Annotated in this window: 14 protein-coding genes; 7 read left to right on the top strand and 7 right to left on the bottom strand. The window is 72.0% G+C overall.

The genetic code is table 11. The features are described from left to right. Window positions 1-40: 40 nt before the first annotated feature. Entirely contained in the window at window positions 41-1651 is a 1611-nt protein-coding gene (aceB, locus tag ACQPYA_RS15500; RefSeq protein ID WP_433533303.1) for a malate synthase A, read from the bottom strand. Next, window positions 1648-2919: an isocitrate lyase gene (aceA, locus tag ACQPYA_RS15495; RefSeq protein WP_433533302.1), complete on the bottom strand. Its 1272-nt coding sequence runs from the start codon at window positions 2917-2919 to the stop codon at window positions 1648-1650. The genes aceB and aceA overlap by 4 nt, the downstream gene beginning before the upstream one ends. Window positions 2920-3136: 217 nt before the next feature. On the opposite strand from aceA, the gene ACQPYA_RS15490 reads away from it, so the two are divergent. After that, on the top strand, window positions 3137-4531 hold the full coding sequence (locus ACQPYA_RS15490; RefSeq protein WP_433533301.1) for a short-chain fatty acyl-CoA regulator family protein: 1395 nt from the start codon (window positions 3137-3139) through the stop codon (window positions 4529-4531). A 21-nt stretch (window positions 4532-4552) separates the two neighbouring features. Here ACQPYA_RS15490 and ACQPYA_RS15485 read toward each other — a convergent pair whose 3' ends face one another. Continuing rightward, on the bottom strand, window positions 4553-5566 hold the full coding sequence (locus ACQPYA_RS15485; protein ID WP_433533300.1) for a LacI family DNA-binding transcriptional regulator: 1014 nt from the start codon (window positions 5564-5566) through the stop codon (window positions 4553-4555). 155 nt (window positions 5567-5721) lie between these two features. Between ACQPYA_RS15485 and ACQPYA_RS15480 the strand changes: the two genes are divergently transcribed. Together ACQPYA_RS15480 and ACQPYA_RS15475 are read left to right on the top strand one after the other, a co-directional pair. Further along, window positions 5722-8064, top strand: a complete 2343-nt coding sequence (locus ACQPYA_RS15480) for an AbfB domain-containing protein (RefSeq protein ID WP_433533299.1) — start codon at window positions 5722-5724, stop codon at window positions 8062-8064. Window positions 8065-8231: 167 nt separating this feature from the next. Beyond that, window positions 8232-9110: an endonuclease/exonuclease/phosphatase family protein gene (locus ACQPYA_RS15475; protein WP_433533298.1), complete on the top strand. Its 879-nt coding sequence runs from the start codon at window positions 8232-8234 to the stop codon at window positions 9108-9110. Here the strand turns inward: ACQPYA_RS15475 and ACQPYA_RS15470 are convergent. Further along, window positions 9059-9913 (bottom strand): DUF4253 domain-containing protein, encoded by an 855-nt coding sequence (locus ACQPYA_RS15470; protein WP_433533297.1) that lies wholly within the window; start codon window positions 9911-9913, stop codon window positions 9059-9061. The genes ACQPYA_RS15475 and ACQPYA_RS15470 overlap by 52 nt on opposite strands. Window positions 9914-10078: 165 nt before the next feature. Here ACQPYA_RS15470 and ACQPYA_RS15465 point away from each other — a divergent pair, with 165 nt between their 5' ends. The 3 genes from ACQPYA_RS15465 (at window position 10079) to ACQPYA_RS15455 (ending at window position 14645) form a co-directional block, all read left to right on the top strand. Next, window positions 10079-10237: a hypothetical protein gene (locus ACQPYA_RS15465; protein ID WP_433533296.1), complete on the top strand. Its 159-nt coding sequence runs from the start codon at window positions 10079-10081 to the stop codon at window positions 10235-10237. A gap of 94 nt (window positions 10238-10331) precedes the next feature. Further along, window positions 10332-11426 (top strand): LacI family DNA-binding transcriptional regulator, encoded by a 1095-nt coding sequence (locus ACQPYA_RS15460; RefSeq protein ID WP_433533295.1) that lies wholly within the window; start codon window positions 10332-10334, stop codon window positions 11424-11426. 117 nt (window positions 11427-11543) lie between these two features. Beyond that, window positions 11544-14645: a discoidin domain-containing protein gene (locus ACQPYA_RS15455; RefSeq protein ID WP_433533294.1), complete on the top strand. Its 3102-nt coding sequence runs from the start codon at window positions 11544-11546 to the stop codon at window positions 14643-14645. 91 nt (window positions 14646-14736) lie between these two features. On the opposite strand, the gene ACQPYA_RS15450 is transcribed toward ACQPYA_RS15455, so the two are convergent. After that, window positions 14737-15234 carry a DinB family protein gene (locus tag ACQPYA_RS15450; protein WP_433533293.1) on the bottom strand — a complete coding sequence of 166 codons (498 nt, stop codon included), beginning with the start codon at window positions 15232-15234 and terminating at the stop codon, window positions 14737-14739. A 108-nt stretch (window positions 15235-15342) separates the two neighbouring features. Between ACQPYA_RS15450 and ACQPYA_RS15445 the strand changes: the two genes are divergently transcribed. Beyond that, the gene (locus ACQPYA_RS15445; RefSeq protein ID WP_433533292.1) at window positions 15343-16128 is read left to right on the top strand and encodes a class I SAM-dependent methyltransferase; all 786 of its coding nucleotides are present in this window, start codon (window positions 15343-15345) and stop codon (window positions 16126-16128) included. Window positions 16129-16305: 177 nt separating this feature from the next. On the opposite strand, the gene ACQPYA_RS15440 is transcribed toward ACQPYA_RS15445, so the two are convergent. Then, on the bottom strand, window positions 16306-17682 hold the full coding sequence (locus ACQPYA_RS15440) for a glycosyl hydrolase family 18 protein (protein WP_433533291.1): 1377 nt from the start codon (window positions 17680-17682) through the stop codon (window positions 16306-16308). 171 nt (window positions 17683-17853) lie between these two features. After that, window positions 17854-18993: a cellulose-binding domain-containing protein gene (locus tag ACQPYA_RS15435; protein WP_433533290.1), complete on the bottom strand. Its 1140-nt coding sequence runs from the start codon at window positions 18991-18993 to the stop codon at window positions 17854-17856. Between the last annotated feature and the right edge of the window lie 138 nt (window positions 18994-19131).

The following is a 19131-nucleotide window of genomic DNA, read 5'->3' as shown; positions in this document are numbered from 1 at the left end:
ACGTGACCCGGCCGCGAACCGAGACGCCGTCGACCGGCCCTCAGCCACCGGCCAGGGCAGGCTCCCGGGCCGGGCCCAGGTGCCGGGCGTACGCGCCGGTGGTGAAGAAGGCCGGCAGGTCCTCGCCGAGCGCGGTCTCCTCGACGATCCGCGCCGCCTGCCCGGCGCGCTCGCGGTCGGCGTCCGCGCGCCCCTCGGTCAGGGCGGCCAGTTCCGCGCCGAGCATCGACCGCACCAGTTCCTCGGTCACGCAGCCGCCGCCGGCCAGCGGCGTGCCGTGGTGCAGCCACTGCCAGACCTGGCAGCGGGCGATCTCGGCGGTCGCGGCGTCCTCCATCAGGTTCCAGAGCGCCACCGCGCCCGCGCCACCGAGCCAGGCGTCGATGTAGCGCAGCGCCACCGCGATGTTGGACCGCACCCCCGCCTCGGTGACCTGCCCCGGGGTCTTGTCCACCGACAGCAGGTCGGCGGCGGTGACGTCGACGTCGTCGCGTCGCCGGTCGAGCTGGTTGGGGCGCTCGCCGAGCACCGCGTCGAAGACCTCCCGGCAGGTCGGCACCAGGCCGGGGTGGGCGACCCACGAGCCGTCGAACCCGTCGCCGGCCTCCCGCTGCTTGTCCGCCCGCACCTTGCCCAACGCGACCTCGTTGACCTCCGGGTCACGGCTCGGGACGAAGGCGGCCATCCCGCCGATCGCGTGCGCACCGCGCCGGTGACAGGTCCGCACCAGCAGCTCGGTGTACGCGCGCATGAAGGGCACGGTCATGCCGACCTCGGCGCGGTCCGGCAGCACGAAGTCCGGCCACTGCCCGAAGTTCTTGATGATGCTGAAGATGTAGTCCCACCGGCCGGCGTTCAGCCCCGCCGAGTGTTCCCGCAGCTCGTAGAGGATCTCCTCCATCTCGAACGCGGCGGTGATCGTCTCGATCAGGGTGGTCGCCCGGATGGTGCCCTGCGGCAGGCCCAGGTAGCGCTGGGCGAAGACGAAGACGTCGTTCCACAGCCGCGCCTCGCGGTGCCCTTCCAGCTTCGGCAGGTAGAAGTACGGCCCCGCGCCGGCCGCGAGCTGGCGTCGGGCGCAGTGGAACAGGTAGAGCCCGAAGTCGACCAGGCTGGCCGAGATCGGTCGACCGTCCACCACGATCCCCTTCTCCACCAGGTGCCAGCCGCGCGGCCGGACCACGATGGTGGCCAGCTCCTCGCCGAGGGCGTAGCGCTTGCCGCGCGGGTCGGTGAAGTCGATCCGCCGGTCCAGCGCGTCGATCAGGTTGAGCTGACCGCCGATGACGTTGTGCCAGGTCGGCGCGGTGGCGTCCTCGAAGTCGGCGAGCCACACCTTGGCCCCGGAGTTCAACGCGTTGATGGTCATCTTGCGGTCCGGCGGGCCGGTGATCTCGGCCCGCCGGTCCACCAGGCCGGGCGCGGGTGGGGCCACCTGCCAGGTCGGGTCGGCGCGGATGGCGGCGGTCTCCGGCAGGAAGTCGGGCAGTTGGCCGGTGGCGTACCGGTCCCGGCGGGCCCGGCGGGTGTCCAGCAGGGCCACCCGGCGGGCGGCGAACTCGCTGTCCAGCGCGACCAGGAAGTCGAGCGCGTCGGGGGTGAGCACCTCCTCGAACCGCTCCGCCATCGGGCCGATGATCTCGTATCTCATGCGAACTGCTCCTCCTCGGTGGAGCCACGCAGGGCGGTGGTCTCGGCGGCCGGGTTGAGCACGGTGCTGATCAGGTCGAAGTAGCCGGTGCCCACCTCGCGCTGGTGCTTGACCGCGGTGTAGCCGGCCGCCTCGGCCGCGAACTCCCGCTCCTGGAGGGAGACGTAGGCCGGCATGCCGTCGGTGGCGTAGCCCCGGGCCAGGTCGAACATCGAGTAGTTGAGGGCGTGGAAGCCGGCCAGCGTGATGAACTGGAACTTGTACCCCATGTGGCCGAGTTCGCGCTGGAACTTGGCGATGGTCGCGTCGTCGAGGTGCTTGCGCCAGTTGAACGACGGCGAGCAGTTGTAGGCCAGCAGCTGGTCCGGGTACTCGTCCTTGACCTCCTCGGCGAAGCGGCGGGCGACCTCCAGGTCCGGGGTGCTGGTCTCCATCCAGAGCAGGTCGGCGTGCGGGGCGTAGGCCAGGCCACGCGCGATGCACGGCTCCACGCCGTTGCGGACCCGGTAGAAGCCCTCGGCGGTGCGCTCACCGGTCACGAAGGGGCGGTCCCGCTCGTCCACGTCGGTGGTGAGCAGCGTGGCGGCCTGCGCGTCGGTGCGGGCCACGACCACGGTCGGCACACCGGCGACGTCCGCGGCGAGCCGCGCCGCCTCCAGGGTGCGGATGTGCTGCCCGGTCGGGATGAGCACCTTCCCGCCGAGGTGGCCGCACTTCTTCTCGGCGGCGAGCTGGTCCTCCCAGTGCACCCCGGCCGCGCCGGCCGCGATCATCGCGCTCATCAGCTCGTACGCGTTGAGCACGCCACCGAAGCCGGCCTCGGCGTCGGCGACGATCGGGGCCAGCCAGTCGATCGCCGAGGTGTCCCCCTCGGCGGTGGTGATCTGGGCGGCGCGCAGCAGGGCGTTGTTGATCCGGCGGACCACCGCGGGCACCGAGTTGGCCGGGTAGAGGCTCTGGTCGGGGTAGGTGTGCCCGGCCAGGTTGGCGTCCGCGGCGACCTGCCAGCCGGAGAGGTAGATCGCCTTGAGACCGGCCCGGACCATCTGCACGGCCTGGTTGCCGGTGAGCGCGCCGAGGGCGTGGATGTAGTCCTCGCTGTTCAGCAACCGCCACAGCCGGTTCGCGCCGTGCCGGGCCAGGGTGTGCTCCTCCTGGAGCGCGCCGCGCAACCGGACCACGTCCTCGGCGCGGTAGCTGCGCTGCACTCCCCGCCAGCGGGGGTTGGTGTCCCAATCATGCCGCAACTGCTCGACCGCGGTAAGCATCGTCTCTCATCCCCTTCGCATTTCGTCGGCACTCGGTGGCGCTGCGCCAATGCCGGGCCGCCGGTGTGTCGCCCACGGTCACACGGCCCGGCCGACCGGGTCGAGAGACGGAAAAAGCCAATTATTGAAAAGTCGACGAGCCATTTTGCAAACTTGCGAAAGCTGCCATTCGCAGCGGTGCTAATGTGATCGGATCCGGTACCGCCGGAAAAGGGAGGTGAGGGCGATCGCCAAGACCTTCGCCGGCGCGCGACTGCGCCGGATGCGCGAGGAGCGGGCGCTCAGCCAGACGGAGCTGGCCCGGCATCTCAACATCTCCCCGAGCTATCTCAACCAGATCGAGCACGACACCCGGCCGCTCACCGTGCCGGTGCTGCTGCGCATCACCGAACTGTTCGGCGTCGACCCGACCGTCTTCGCCGCCCACGACACCCCGCGTCTGGTCGCCGGGCTGCGCGAGGCGCTGCCCAACCGGGCCGGCCTGACCGAGCTGACCGAGCTGGCCACCCGACTGCCCGAGGTGGCCGCCGCCGTGATCGAGCTGCACCGCCGCTACCAGCAGGCCGACGAGCAGCTCGCCGAGCTGGTCGGCGACCGGGAGCTGGTCGGGCGCAGCCCGCACGACCAGGTGACCGAGTTCTTCTACCGCCGGCAGAACTACGTACCGGAGCTGGACGAGGAGGCGGAGCGGCTGGCCGTCCGGATGGGCCTGCGCCGGGGCGAGGTCCGCGCCCTGCTGCGCGACCGGCTGGCCCAACGGCACGGGGTACGCGTCGCCCGCGAGGACGCCGCCGCGCTCGGCGGCGAGCTGCACCGCTTCCGTCCGCAGACCCGCACCCTGCACCTGTCCACCTCGCTGCGCGCCGGGCAGGAGGCGATGCGGATGGCCGCGCAGATCGCGCTGCTGGAGTTCGCCGACGTGATCGACGAGATCGTCGAGGAGGAGAAGTTCGACGACCCGCAGACCCAGATCCTGACCCGGGTCGGCCTGGCCAACTACTTCGCGGCGGCGCTGGTCCTGCCGTACGAACACTTCCTGGCCGCGGCCGAGCAGCGCCGGTACGACATCGACCTGCTCACCCAGCACTACGCGATGGGCTGGGAGACGGTCTGCCACCGGCTCAGCACGCTGCAACGGCCCCGGGCCCGCGGGGTGCCGTTCTCGTTCGTCCGGGTCGACCGGGCCGGCAACATGTCGAAACGCCAGTCCGCCACCGGCTTCCCGTTCTCGCGCACCGGCGGCACCTGTCCGCTGTGGAACGTCTACGAGGCGTTCGGCGCGCCGGGTCGGGTGGTCACCCAGGTCGCCGCCATGCCCGACGGGCAGCGCTACCTCTGGATCGCCCGCACCATCACCCGGCATCACGGCGGCTACGGCCAGCCCGGCAAGGTGTACGCGATCGGGCTGGGCTGCGAGACGCGGCACGCCGGCCGGCTGGTCTACTCCACCGGGATGGACCTGCACGCGGCCGAGGCGGCGACGCCGATCGGGCCGGGCTGCAAGACCTGCGACCGGATGACCTGCCCGCAGCGGGCCGCCCCGCCGATCAGCCGGCAACTGGACGTGGACGAGAACCGCAGCACGTTCATCCCGTACCCGCTGCGGGACTGACCACCTGCGGCGCGGCGCCGGTCAGCCCGGGCCGGTGGTGCTCTCCCGCGGCACCAGCCGGAACGGCGTCTGCACGGTGAGCGGTCCGGTCACCGCCGCGCCTTCGATGCGGGCCACCAGCCGGTGTACGGCCTGCCGGGCGATCTCCGCCTTGTCCGGCGCGACGGTGGTCAGGGTGGGCGTGCCGAACCTGCCCTCCTCGATGTCGTCGATGCCGACCACCGCGACGTCCGTGGGCACCCGGCCGCCGGCCTCGGCCACCGCGCGCAGGGCGCCGATGGCGATCAGGTCGTTGTAACCGAAGACCGCGTCGGGCGGTTCGGCGAGGGCCAGCAGGTCCCGCATCGCGCGTACGCCGTCGCGCCGGCCGAACTGCGCGGTGACCGCGACCAACTCGGGCCGGTACGGCAGCCCCGCCTCGGCCAGCGCCGCCCGGTAGCCGCGCAGCCGCAGGTGGGCGGCCTGGCTCTCGTCGCCGTGGCGGGCCCCGATGAAGGCGATCCGCCGGCGTCCGAGGGCCACCAGATGCCGCACCGCCGAGCGGCTGGCGGCGACGTTGTCGATGGCGATGTGGTCGTACGGCGCGTCGTGGACGCCCTCGCCGATCAGCACCAGCGGGGTGTCGGTGGCCCGGGCCAGCACCTCGTCGCGGCCGACCCGCACCGGGCTGAAGACGAGCCCGTCGATGACGTGCCGCTGCGCCCCGTTGAGCAGGGACATCTCGGCCTCGTAGGCGGCGGCGGTGTTCTCCATCACCAGGGTGTAGCCGAGGCGGCCGGCCTCCCGGATGGCGATCTCGGCCAACTCGGCGAAGTAGGGGTTGGTCAGCTCCGGGATGGCCAGGGCGATCAGGCCGGTTCGGCCGCGGCGCAGGTGCCGGGCGCTCAGGTTGGGCGTGTAACCCAGTTCGTCGATGGCCTGCTGCACGCGCAGGCGGGTCTGCGCCCCGACCGGGCGGTACCCGTTGACCACATTGGAGACCGTGGCCAGCGAGACCCCGGCCCGCTCGGCGATGTCCTTCAGGCTCACGCCCACCTGCCGACCTCCTCAACGCATCGACGTCCAATTATTGACGCACCACCCGGCGAACCTCTATAACGTTATAGAGGCGCCCGTCGATGCCACCCACCACCTGCCTCGCGTGAGCCGTCACGGCACCCGCGCGGCGATCCGTCCACCCCGGAGACGGCATGACACGTCACGTTCGCATCCTGTCCCCGCTGGCCGTCCTCACCCTGCTGGCCGGCCTGCTCGCCCCGGTCACCGCCGCCCAGGCGGTACCGCCGAAGACACCCCCGCTGACCACCCCCTGGACCAGCCAGGCGCTCGCCGGCACACCGCTGCCGGAGTACCCGCGACCGCAGATGACCCGGCCCGACTGGCTCAACCTCAACGGCGAGTGGCAGCTGCGCCAGTCCGCCACCAACGACGCCCCGCAGTTCGGCACCGACCTGCCGGAACGGATCAACGTGCCGTTCGCCGTGGAGAGCGCCCTGTCCGGGGTGCAGCGCGCGGCCAACGACAACCGCCACTACCTGTTCTACCGGCGCACCTTCACCGTGCCGGGCAGCTGGTCCGGCCGGCGCACCCTGCTGCACTTCGGCGCGGTGGACTGGCAGGCCACGGTCTGGGTCAACGGCGCGCAGGCCGGCGGACACAGCGGCGGCTACGACGCCTTCAGCTTCGACATCACCCCGCACCTGCAAGCCGGCCAGAACGAGATCGTGGTCAAGGTCTGGGACCCCACCGACAGCCGGCAGAACGGCAGCCTCCCGCCGATCGGCAAGCAGACCAAGACCCCGAACGGCATCTTCTACACCCCGGTCTCCGGCATCTGGCAGACCGTCTGGCTGGAACCGGTGCCGACCGCCTCGATCAGCCGGGTCGACACGTACCCCAGCCTCGCCGACAACACGCTACGGGTGCGGGTGCACACCCGTGGCAGCGTGACCGGGCACAGCGTGCTCGCCGAGACGCTCAACGGCAGCACCGTGGTCGGCTCCGCCACCGGCGGCTTCACCGAGTTCAAGGTGCCGGTGCCGAGTGCCCGACGCTGGTCCCCCGACGACCCGTTCCTCTACCACCTGCGGGTGACGCTGCGTAACCCGAGCGGCGTCCAGGTGGACCGGACCACGCACTACTTCGGCATGCGGGAGATCCGCACCGGGCTGGTCGACGGCGTGCTGCGTCCCCTGCTCAACGGCGAGTTCGTCTTCCAGGCCGGCACCCTCGACCAGGGCTACTGGCCGGACGGCCTCTACACCGCGCCGACCGACGCCGCGCTCGCCTTCGACCTGCAAAAACACAAGGACCTCGGGTTCAACATGGTCCGCAAGCACATCAAGGTCGAGCCGCAGCGCTGGTTCTACCACGCCGACCGCCTCGGCCTGCTGGTCTGGCAGGACATCCCGTCGCTGACCGCGCAGGACATCGACGCCGACAACGCCCAGCAGGCCCAGTTCGAGCTGGAGGCGCGGGAGATCGTCGACGAGCATCGCAGCAGCCCGTCGGTGGTCGCCTACACCGTCTACAACGAAGGGTGGGGCGAGCGTGCCCTGGCCGACACCCGGCGGGTCGGCCAGGACGTCAAGAACCAGGACCCGACCCGGCTGGTGAACGTGCACAGCGGCTACAACTGCTGCCAGTCGCTCGGTGATCCGGGCAACGGCGACATCGACGACTGGCACGCCTACCTCGGCCCCGCCTCACCCCGCCCGTCGGCCTCCCGGATCGCCGTGCTCGGCGAGTTCGGCGGCCTGGGGCTGCGCATGCCCGGACACGAGTACAGCCCCAGCGGCGGGTTCTTCGCGTACGAGTGGCAGCCCAACTCCACCGCGCTGACCGACCGGTACGTCGGGCTGGTCCAGGGCAGCCAGAACCTGATGGTCGGCACCGGCCTCAGCGCCTCGGTGTACACCGAGATCACCGACCTGGAAGGCGAGCTGAACGGCTTCCTCACCTACGACCGTCGGGTGGTCAAGATGGACGAGGCCCGGGTCCGGGCCGCCAACCAGGCGCTGATCAACGCATCCCGGTCGATCACGCCCCGCCAGCCGGTCGCCCTGCCGGTGGGCGCCCGCCGCTCGTTGCAGGTGACCACGCCGGGCCACACCCAGCGGTACCTGCGCCACCAGAACAGCCTCGCGTTCACCGACGTGGTCGACGCGAGCAGCCCGACGCTGCTCAAGGAGGACGCGACCTACACGATCCGGCCCGGCCTGGCCGATCCGGCGTGCTACTCCTTCGAGTCGGTCAACTACCCGGGCCAGTACCTGCGGCACGCCGAGTCCCGGGTACGCAACTCGCCCAACGACGGCTCCGCGCTGCTGCGCGCCGACGCCACCTGGTGTGCCCGCACCGGGCTCACCGGCAGCGGCGTGTCGCTGGAGTCGTACAACTTCCGGGGTTCCTTCCTGCGCCACTACAACTCGGAGGTCTGGATGAGCAACGGCGCCGGCGGCGCGGCGTACAACTCACCGGCGCTCTGGGCCGCCGACAGCACCTGGAACATCGCCGCACCCTGGGCGCCCTGACCAGATCGCACCGATCACCCGCCCGGACCGGCCGACCAGGGCCGGTCCGGGCGGCTGCCCGCGGTGACGCAGGGCCCGTCGTCCGATGGCGCACCGTCACGACCGGGGCCCTCCGGTGCGGTGCTGCCGATACACTTCGAGCCCCTCGGGTAGCTCAAGGCAGGGGCATGACTGGTCGTCCGTATCGCATCCCGCGGCCCCTGGTGGCCCTCGTCTGCCTGGTCTCGTCCGCCGCGGTGCTGGCCGGCTGCTCGGTGGCCGCCGCCACCGGGCCCACCCAGCTGCGGGTGCTCCAGCTGAACCTCTGCAACAGCGGCATGGCCACCGGCTGCTACACCGGCCGGGCGGTCGCCCGGGCCGCCGAGGTGATCCGCGCCGAGACGCCCGACGTGGTCACCCTGAACGAGATCTGCTCCGGCGACGTGGACGCGCTGGAGCGGGTGATGGCGGAGGTGCACGGCGGCACGGTCGTGTCGGCCTTCCAGCCGGCGCGCAACGGCCGCACCGGCGGCCCCTACCACTGCGTCAACGGGCAGCAGTACGGCGTCGGAGTGCTGGCGCACATCCCCGCGCCGTACCGTGGTCACGAGGTGTACCGCGGGATCTACCCGGCGCAGGACCCGGCCGACCCGGAGCAGCGGGCCTGGCTCTGCGTCGACGCGACCACCGTCTACTTCGCCTGCACGACCCACCTGGCGTACACCAGCTCGACCCTTGCGCTCGCCCAGTGCGGGCACCTGCTCGGCACCGCCATCCCGGAGCTGCACGCGCGCGCCCGCTACCAACCCACCGTGGTCAGCGGCGACCTCAACCTCCGGCACGGCGGCTCACCCGACGTGCGCTCCTGCGTGCCGGCCGGCTACCTGCACCTGCACGACGGCGGAGTGCAGCAGTTCATGGCCACCGCCGACGTCACGATCCGGTCCAGCCGGTCGATCGGCATGGCCGGGACGACCGACCACGCCGGTTTCCTGGTCACCCTCGGCGTCGCCGCTCAGTCCCACCAGAAAGCCCACGTCGGGGCCGCAATGAGACGGTCGGCGTAGGCGGCGAGCGTGCGGGGCCGCTGCCCCTGCCAGACGTTGTCCGGGCAGAAGGCGAAGTGCTCGGCGGCCACCCGCAACGCCTCGGCGGTGTCCGACGGTGGTGCGGCGACGCTCAGGTACAACTCGGCGAAGCCGACGCCGATCACCCGGACGCCGAACCGCTCCTCCCAGCTGCGCAGCACGGCGGACAGCTCGGCGGCGTCGTTGGTGTGGTTGATCGCGCCCTGCCAGCCGGCGACGGCCAGCGCGTCACCGCCTCGCTCCGCGGCGACCAGACCCAGGCGCATCGCGGGTTGGGCCTGGGACAGCTGCGCGGCCCAGTGCTCCGCGTGCTGCTCAGGCGCGACCCCTGGCCGCAGCGGGGTGGCCAGGCCGGGCCAGTCCCGGCCGTACGGTGCGGTGACGGCCGTCCGCTGCTGCGCCGACAGCTGAGCGTCCGCGTCGGTCCCGGTGTAGGCGGCCCACCAGCCGGCGAGCAGCCGCTCGGCATCGTGCTCGGCGGGCGAGGACATGGCCGCCGGCCAGAGTTCGCCCTCGTCCCACGGGCGTGACGGGGCACCGCCGAGGCCGTCGAGCAGCAACGGCCACAACCCGGAGCCCTGGTGTGCCGCGTGCAACTGTGACCACAGGCCGGCCGGCGCCGGACCGTCGCTCACCCACAGCGCGGGCCGTTCACCGCCGCTCTCGTCGCCGCGGACCGTCCGTCCGGGCGGAAGGGGCACGGAGAGCGAGCGTCGGCCCGGATCCCCGCCGGGGAACAACTCGGCGAGCTCGACCAGCATTTCCTTCGACGGCGACTTCACGAGGCGTGAGGATATCCGCCAGGGCGGACACCCAGCGGCCCAGCCACGCCGCGTGCCGTCCATCCCTCAGCGAGGCAGCCGTGCGGTCGCGGTGATCGCCTACAGTGGCGGCCACCGCGCCGCCACCGTCGACGATGGGCGGCCCGACGCCGACGGGAGGGCTCGGTGCGCCGGAAGCTGGTCGGCGGGCTCGCCGTCCTGGTCGCGCCGGGCTGGCTCCTGGCCGGGCCGCTGGGCGGCGCGCACCTCCTGGCGCTGATCTGTGCCTTCCAGTTGTGGGGCGGCGGCGTGCCGTGGCGGGGCTTCTACGCGGTGCGGCCGTAGGGCGTGGGGCAGCGGCGGTGCGGCCACGTCGTGGCCGGCAAGCACGCGACGCGGCTCGGAGAGCGCTTTCCGAGCTGCGTGCTATAACAGCGGCATGGCGAATCCGTCGGCGTCCCGCACCCCGCCCCGGGCTGAGGGGGCCGCCGGCCGGCCCGGGGACCAGACCCGGCTGCCCACACTGGACGACGTCGCCCGCGTGGCCCAGGTGTCGCGGGCCACCGCGTCCCGGGTCATCAACGGGGTACGCAACGTCGATCCGGAACTGCACGCGCTGGTCTGGTCGGCGGTGGACGCCATCGGCTACGTGCCCAACCGGGCCGCACGTTCCCTGGTCACCCGCCGCGCCGGCACCGTCGCGCTGGTTGTCTCGGACAGTGACGAGCACCCCGACGACCCCTTCTTCAGCCGGCTGCTCGCCGACCCGTTCTTCGGCCGCGTCGTCGGCGGCACGATGAGCGTGCTGAACGCGACCCCGGTCCAGCTCGCGCTGCACCTGACCGGCAACGACACGGCGCGCGACCGGTTGCTCGGCGAGCTGCGCCAGGGCCAGGCCGACGGGGTGCTGCTGCTCTCCCTGCATCCGGAGGACACCCTGCCGGCGCGACTGGTCGACGCGGGCGTCCCGACGGTCATGGTGGGCCGGCCCGCCCGCCCCGCCCCGATCAGCTACGTCGACGTGGCCAACGAGTCCGGCGCCGCGCTCGCCGTCGATCACCTGCTCGGCCTCGGCTGCCGGCAGGTCGCGCTGATCTGCGGCCGGGAGCAGGTGCCGGCCAGCCAGGACCGGTCCGCCGGATTCCGGCAGGCCATGGCGCGTCAGGGGCATGCCTGGCCGCCGTACGAGGCCGGGGACTTCACCCGGGAGAGCGGCGAGGCGGCCATGCGGCGGCTGCTCGACCGCCACCCGGGCGTCGACGGCGTCTTCGTCGCCAACGACCTGATGGCCCAAGGCGCCCTCAACGTGCTGCGGGCGGCGGGCCGGCGGGTGCCCGAGGACGTGCCGGTGGTCGGCTTCGACGACAGCAGCGCGGCGCCGGCCGCGCAGCCGCCGCTGACCACGGTGCGGCAGCCACTGGAGGACATGGCGGCCGAGGCGGCCCGGATGCTGCTGGCCCGGGTGGCGGATCCCGGGCTGCCGGTCTCCTGCGTCATCTTCGACCCGACCCTGGTGGTACGCGCCTCGGCCTGATCGCGCGACGGCCGCCGGAAAGCGCTCACCGCCGCACTCTTGACGGATGGAGGCGGCTCGATGACTCTGGTTGGAGAGCGCTCTCCGTCACACCACCACCACGCAACGGGAGCCGTCATGCCATCCGCGCCCCTGCCACCACTCCGCCCACCCCGCTCGTCCCGTCCGCGCCGCCGGCTCGCCGCCCGGTTGATCTCGCTGCTCGCCCTGCTCGCCGTCTACGTCGCGATCCCGGTCCAGCCCGCCGCAGCCGCCGGGCCGCTCATCTCGCAGGGCAAGCCGACCACGGCGTCCTCCGTCGAGCAGGACGCCACCCCGGCCTCCGCAGCCACCGACGGTGATCCCGGCACCCGCTGGTCGAGCCAGTTCGCCGACCCGCAGTGGCTCCAGATCGACCTCGGCGTCACCGCCACCATCGACCAGGTGACCCTGGTCTGGGAGGCCGCCTACGCGCGCTCCTTCCAGATCCAGGTCGCCACCAGCGCCACCGGTCCCTGGCAGAGCATCTACAGCACCACCACCGGCAGCGGCGGCACGCAGACCCTGGCCGTCTCCGGCACCGGCCGGTACGTGCGGATGTACGGCACCGCCCGGGGCACCGGTTACGGCTACTCGCTCTGGGAGTTCCAGGTGCACGGCACCACCGGCAGCGGGCCGGGCACCCCCGACGGCCGGCCGATCTCGGAGTTCAAGAAGGTCGACGCGTCGTCCTGGGAGGGCGGCAACGCGCCCGCTGCGGCGCTCGACGGCCGGGCCTCCACCCGCTGGTCGAGCCAGTTCAGCGACCCGCAGTGGCTCCGCGTCGACCTCGGCGGCGTCGCCACCGTGAACCGGGTCGTCCTCAACTGGGAGGCCGCGTACGCCACCGGGTACCGGCTGGAGTTGTCGGACGACGGCAACACCTGGCGGAGCATCTACGCCACCACCACCGGCCAAGGCGGGATCGAACAACTCGCCGTCACCGGCACCGGCCGCTACATCCGGTTCACCGGCACCGCCCGGGCCACCGGCTACGGCTACTCGCTCTGGGAGTTCCAGGTCTACGGCACCGTCGACGACACCGCGACCACCGCGCCGATGCTCTCCGGCCTCACCCGGCCACCCGGCACGGTCAACCAGTTCGCGCTGACCGCACCGGCGGAGGGCGCGATGGTCACCACCACCCGGCGACCCACCCTCAGCTGGGCCGCCGTCGCCGGGGCGACCCGCTACCAGGTGTGGATCAACATCAGCCGCACCGACTACGACTTCACCGCCAGCGGAAACCTGCTCGACCTCTACACCAGGGTCGCCGAGCCGACCGGCACCTCCTACACCCCGACCTGGGACCTGCCCGACCGCTGGACCTACAAGTGGTACGTCACCTCGGTCGGCGGGACCCCGCTCACCTCGAACATCCGCCGGTTCAGCGTCTACCTGCCCACCCTCGAAACCGTCGCGGACGGCGTCGCCATCGTCGGCGGCAGCCGGGACCTCAACCGCAACGGCACGATCGAGCCGTACGAGAACTGGCGGCTGCCGGTCGAGACCCGGGTGACCGACCTGCTGGGCCGGATGACGCCCGAGGAGAAGGCGTACCAGATGTTCTACAACGCCCAGGCGTACCCGCGCTCGGGCTGGCACTTCGGCCCGGCCGGTCCGCAGGACCTGCACGACCAGCTCCTGGCGTCCTCCGGCACCCGGCTGGGCATCCCGTTCGTCTCGGCCGGCGACACCATCCACGGGTACCAGACCACCTATCCCATGCAGAGCGCCCTCGCCGCGGCGCGCAACCACGCGCTGGAGTACCAGCTCGGCGACATGCAGCGACGCGAGCAGCTGGAGGTCGGCACCCGCGGGGTGCTCGGGCCGCTCGCCGAGGTGGGCACCAAGGTCATCTACCCCCGCATCCAGGAGGGTGGCGGAGAGAACGCGCAGGTCGTCGCCGCCCAGGTGCGGGCGCTGGTGGCCGGGCTCCAGGGCGGCCCGGAACTCAACCCCCACTCGGTGCTCGCCACCGTCAAGCACTGGCCCGGTGAGGGCGCCGGCGGGGAGGCACTGATCGTCTACGACGGCGTCACCATCAAGTACCACATGATCCCGTTCCGCGCGGCGATCGAGGCGGGCGCGGTCAACATCATGCCCGGGTACGCGGGCAGTTCCTACCTCGATCCCGGTGGGCCGGGGGCCGGCGACAGCGCGCCGATCCTCGCCTACCTGCGGCAGAACCTCGGCTACCAGGGGCTGATCACCACCGACTGGCTGCCGTCCGGCTCCTGGGTCGGCGCGGCGAACGCCGGCTCCGACGTGATGGGCGGTGCGGACCCGGGCGCCGCCGGCTTCTCGATGGACACCTTCCTGGCCCGCGTGCCGGCCGCCCGGATCGACGACGCGGTCCGGCGGGTGCTGCGGCTCAAGTTCCAGCTCGGCGTCTTCGAGAGCCCCTACGGCGACCCGGTCAACGGCCCGTACCGCTTCCACCAACCGGCGTACGCCGCGCTGGCCAACCAGGCGTCGCGGGAGGCGATGACCCTGTTGAAGAACGACGGCGCGGTGCTGCCGTTGCGGCTGAACCCGGGCGACAACATCGTGGTGGCCGGGCCACGGGCGGACGACCCCGCCGGCTGCTGCGTGTGGACCAGCTTCTTCCACGCCGAGTACGGCTCGCAGACCATCCTGGAGGCGGTCCGCAGCCGGGCGGCCCGCAACGGCGTGACCGTCCACTCCGGCGACGCGCCGAGCCCGAAACTGGCGGTGGTGGCGGTCGGCGAGGCGTCGTACACGCACGCGACGAACTGGCCGACGGAACGTCCGTACCTGCCGCCGGAGCAGCTCGCCCTGATCCAGGGCTTCCATGCCCGGGGCATCCCGGTGGTGGTGGCGCTGGTGCTGCCCCGGCCGTACGTCATCACCGAGTGGCACAACCTGGCCAGCGCCGTCGTGGTCACCTACCGGGGCGGTGAGGAGATGGGTCCGGCGTTGGCCAGCCTGCTCTTCGGCGACTACTCGCCCCGCGGCAAGCTGCCGTGGCAGCTGCCACGGCAGCTGAGCGACGTGCTGCGACCGGGTGGCGCCGACGTGCCGGCCGACGCGGTGGAAGCCTGGGACCTGCCGTACGACCTGGGTGCCACCGCCGCCGAACGGGCCCAGATCCGGGCCGCGATCGACGCCGGGCAGCCGCCGGCGACGAACTTCGGCAACCCGCTCTACCAGTACGGCGCGGGCCGAACCGGGTTCTGAGCGACCGTGACCGCCTGACGGCGGGGTGGGGCGACGCGGAGCAGCCGCGTCGCCCCACGACAACGCCGGCCGACCGGGCGACGGCCGCGGGTCACTCCGCGAGGAGTTGCTCGCGCAGGATGTCCGCGTGCCCGCAGTGCTGGGCCAGTTCCCGCAGCACGTGCAGGTACACCCAGCGCAGCGGGATCGGGCCGCGCCGGTTGCCGTGCAGCAGGTCGTCCAGGTCGAGGGAAGAGGTCGCCCGGCGGGACGCCTCGCATGCCTCCCGGTGCGCCCGCTGGACCCCGGCGATGGTGTCGGCGGCGTCGAGCACGAACGACTCGTCCGGCGTGGCGGGGATGCCGATCTCGTCCCGCGGCCGGCAGGTGACGGCCTCGTCGAACCAGACCTTCTCGACGAAGGTCGCATGCTTCACCAGGCCCAGCAGGGTGGTACGGGACGGCACCAGCGAACGGCGCGCCTGCTCCTCGGTGAGCCCGTCCAGGCAGCTGTTGAGGGCGGCCCGGTGCTGGTCGAGGAAGACCTCGAACTGGGCCCGGATCGGCTGGCCGATCACGTCGTCGGCGGGGTTGGCGGGTAGGGAGGACACCCGCGCAGCATCCCAAGGGCGTCGGCCGGTGGCAACGAGGACACGGCGGGCTGCTGCTGTGAGCAGAAATCCTGGTCCGGGGTGGTCCGGCCGGACAAGCTGGAGCCCATGGACCTGGGTTTCGGTGGTGAGGTGGCCGAGTTCTACCAGCGGTACCGGCGGGGCTATCCACCGGCCGTGTTCGACGCCCTGGCCGACGCGTTCGCACTGACGCCGCAGGACACGGTGGTCGATCTCGGCTGCGGCACGGGCCAGCTGACCCTGCCGATCGCCGCCCGGGTGCGGGCGGTCGTCGGGGTCGATCCGGAGCCCGACATGCTGGTGCTCGCCCGCCGCGCGGCCGGGGAGAGGCAGGTGGGCAACGTCAGCTGGCTGCTCGGCGCGGACACCGACGTTCCCGCTCTGGGCGCGCTGCTCGGTGGCGGGACGGTCGGCGCGGTCACCGTCGGGCAGGCCCTGCACTGGATGGACCACGACGCGCTGTTCCCCCGGCTCCGTCCGCTGTTCCGCGCGGGCGGCGGGGTGGCCGTGGTGACCAACGGCACGCCGCTGTGGCTCCAGGACACCGGCTGGTCACGCGCCCTGCGCGGGGTCCTGGAACGGTGGCGGGGCGTCGAACTCCACCGGAGCTGCGGCACCGACGACGCCAGCCAGCGGCGGTACCGGGACAGCCTCGTCGCCGCCGGCTACGACGTGGGCGCGACCACTGTCGACTACACCGCCGAGTTGAGCCTCGACGAACTCGTCGGCGGTGTCTACTCGGTCTTCTCCGTCGACACGCTGCCGGCACCGGAGCAGCGGTCGGAGTTCTCCGCGCGGATTCGCCGCGCGTTGCATCCGGAGACCCGATTCCGCGAGCACGTCCGGGTGACGGTGCTGGTCGGCCGGCTCTGAGTGAGCGCCCGGGAATGTCGGTTGCCCGTTGTCGGCAGCGCCAGCGCAGGGCCGGCCCCGAGCGTCACTGCCGGTGGTTTCCGGCCGACCGTGCCCACTGACAGCGGCTTTCGTAACGGGGCGTGGTGGTGGGCTGGCCCCGTCCACACCACTGCGGTCTGGACGGGGCCGTGCAGGTCAGGCCGGCAGTCGCCAGACCTGGTTGGCACCGCCGAAGCAGTCCCAGATCTGTAGCCGGGTGCCGTCGGCGGAGCTGTTGCCGGTGGCGTCCAGGCACCTGTTCGACGCAGGGTTGCGCAGCGTGCCGTTGGACTGGGCCTGCCAGACCTGGGCGCCGGTGCCGTTGCAGTCCCAGAGCTGGATCGGGGTGCCGTTGGCGGTGCCGGCACTGGTCACGTCCAGGCACTTGCCGAGGGCGCGCAGCGTACCGTCGGCGCCCACGGTCCAGCGCTGCGCGGTGGTGCCGTTGCAGGTGTAGAGCTGGATCGCGGTGCCGTTGGCGGTGCCGGCGGCGGCGACGTCGACGCACTTGCCGGCGATGCCGGCGATCGGGCCGGTGCGGCCACCCGGCGGCGGCGTACCGCCCACGACGGTGTCGTAGATCGCGCTGACCAGCGAGGTCGAGCCGGTGGTGTCCTGGGTCAGTTCCCAGTTCATCATGCCGCCGGCGTTGGTCATCGCCCACTGCGTCTTGCGTTTGACGGTCGGGATGCCGTTGTAGCACTGCTGGGCGCCGCCGACGGTGGTGCAGTCCCGGTTGGCGTTGGCCGGGTCCATGCCGACCAGTTGCGAGTAGGTGTAGTAGCCGGGCCGGCTGTAGAAGGGCACGCCGAGCACGGCCTTGCCGGCCGGCAGGCCGCGCGCCTTCCAGCCGTTCACCGCGTTGATCGACCAGTCGTAGTTGGCGTGCGGGCTGCCGCCGTCGTACGCCATGATGTTGAGGAAGTCGACGTAGTTGAAGACCGCGGTCGGTACGCCGTCGCGGTAGTAGCCTTCGGCCACCACGGCGGCGGTGAGCAGCTTGCCCTGCGGGCGCAGCGCGTTGCTCAGTTGCTGCATGAGCAGGCTGAAGTTGTTGGCCGAGGCGCCCGGGTCGGGATACTCCCAGTCCATGTCGACGCCGTCGAGGCCGTACTGGTTGACGAAGCTGACCACGCTGTTGACGAAGGTGGTGCGGGTGCCCGCGTTGGCGGCGAGCGCCTCGAAGGCGCTGTCGTCGCCGTTGTTCCAGCCGCCGATGGCGATGGAGACCTTGACGTTGTTGGCGCGGCCGAGCGAGACCAGCGAGGAGAGCTTGCTCGGGTTCTCCACGGCGCGCAGGGTGCCGTTGCTGTTGGGCAGCACGAAGGCGTAGTTGATGTGGGTGAGCTTGTTGTACTGGACCGTGTTGACGTTGCCGGCCCAGGACGGCATGTAGCCGACGCTCTTGAAGTTGTTGGGCAGGACCACGGCCTGGGCGGCGGTCGGGGTGACGGCGAGGGTCGCGCCGGCGGTGACCAGCGCCAGCAGGCCGGCGGCCAGGGCCGAGCGGAGACGGGGACGCGGTGAGGACATCGAGGACCTTCCCGTTGGCAGGTTACGGTGCCGTGCCGCCGCGACCGGCGCGCTGGGTGCGGCCAGCGCGCCGGTCGGACGTACGGGTGGACAGGGACGGTTTCCTCGAGGCAGCCAAATCTTAAAGAGTGTTAACCGTAGCGGTCAATGAAGCTGTTCGATGACTGCCGGCTAACCCCAGTACCCCTGGGCCTGCCGGCCGAGGGATTGCTGGCCTGCACTGTTGGCGTGGCAGCCGTCGGAGACCTCGTTGCTGCGCAGCCGAAACACGCCGGGGTAGGTCACGTTCTGCGTCGAGTCGGCGGCCGCCTGCCGGGCGAGGTTGTCGGTCAACTGCGGACCGTTGGCGCCCGCCAGGAAGCACGTCTGCCCGGCGTCGTAGAGCGGTTGTCCGCTGATGTAGATCGTCGCGCCGGGGGCGGCGTGCTGACGGGCGTTGGCGATGAGCCGCTTGACCTCGTCGTAGGTCGCTCCGTTCTGGGAGAAGATGCAGATCTGCACCCACACCGCCGTCGGCCGTCCGTACTGGGCCGCCTGCTGGTCGAAGAGCCGCCAGGAGCTGGAGTTGGTGTCGGTCCAGGACTGCACCACCATGCCGCCGGTGCCGTACGGGCCCCACATCCGCTGGCCGCCGATCGCCACGTACCCCTGGGCGACGTTCTCCGCCATCGAGCAACCGATGAAGCCCATCGACCGGGCCGGCTGCGGGCCGCCGGTCGGTGGCGGCGTCGGGGTGGGCGTGGGGGTCGGGGTGGGGGTGGGCGTGGGCGTGGGGCCACCGGTCGGCGGCGTGGTCGCACCGGTGCAGGTCACGCCGTTGAGCGCGAAGCTGGACGGCACCGGGTTGCTGCCGTTCCAGGAGCCGTTGAACCCGAAGCTGGTGCTGGCGTTGGTGGCGAGATTGCCGTTCCAGCTGACGTTGCGGGCCGACACCTGGCCCCCGCTCTGGGTGACCGTGGCGCTCCACGCCTGGGTCACCTGCTGACCGGCGCCGAACGACCAGGTCAGCGTCCAGCTACTGAGCGGGTCGCCCAGGTTGGTCAGGTCCAGGTTGGCGGTGAAACCGCCCGGCCACTGGGAGCTGACCGTGTAGTTGACGCGACATCCCGCGGCGGCGGCCTGGGCGGTCACCGAGACCGCGCCGACGGCGGCCGCCACCGCCAGCGGTACGACGGCCGCGACGGCCAGCCGGAATCCGGCCCGCCGACGGAACGCCCCGCCGACGGTGTCGGCCCGTGGGGGCCGGACGATCGAGGCCCAGCGCGCCGCGGTTGCCGCGCGCACCGCGGCCAAGCGAGTACGAAGATGCATGTGTTGCCTCCACGATCTGATTACGTTGATACATGTCGTTTCGATGATGTGACGAATTGGTGTTGCCAGCCAACGCCGCCGACGAACACCTACGACCTGTCCCACAGATCAGGAAGCGTCAATCAACCACACAAGTGG

Origin of the sequence: Micromonospora sp. CA-263727 (assembly GCF_050942455.1) — a bacterium.
Lineage (GTDB): Bacteria > Actinomycetota > Actinomycetes > Mycobacteriales > Micromonosporaceae > Micromonospora.
Note: the sequence above shows the minus strand (reverse complement) of the source record. Positions and strands in the feature narration are given on the sequence as shown.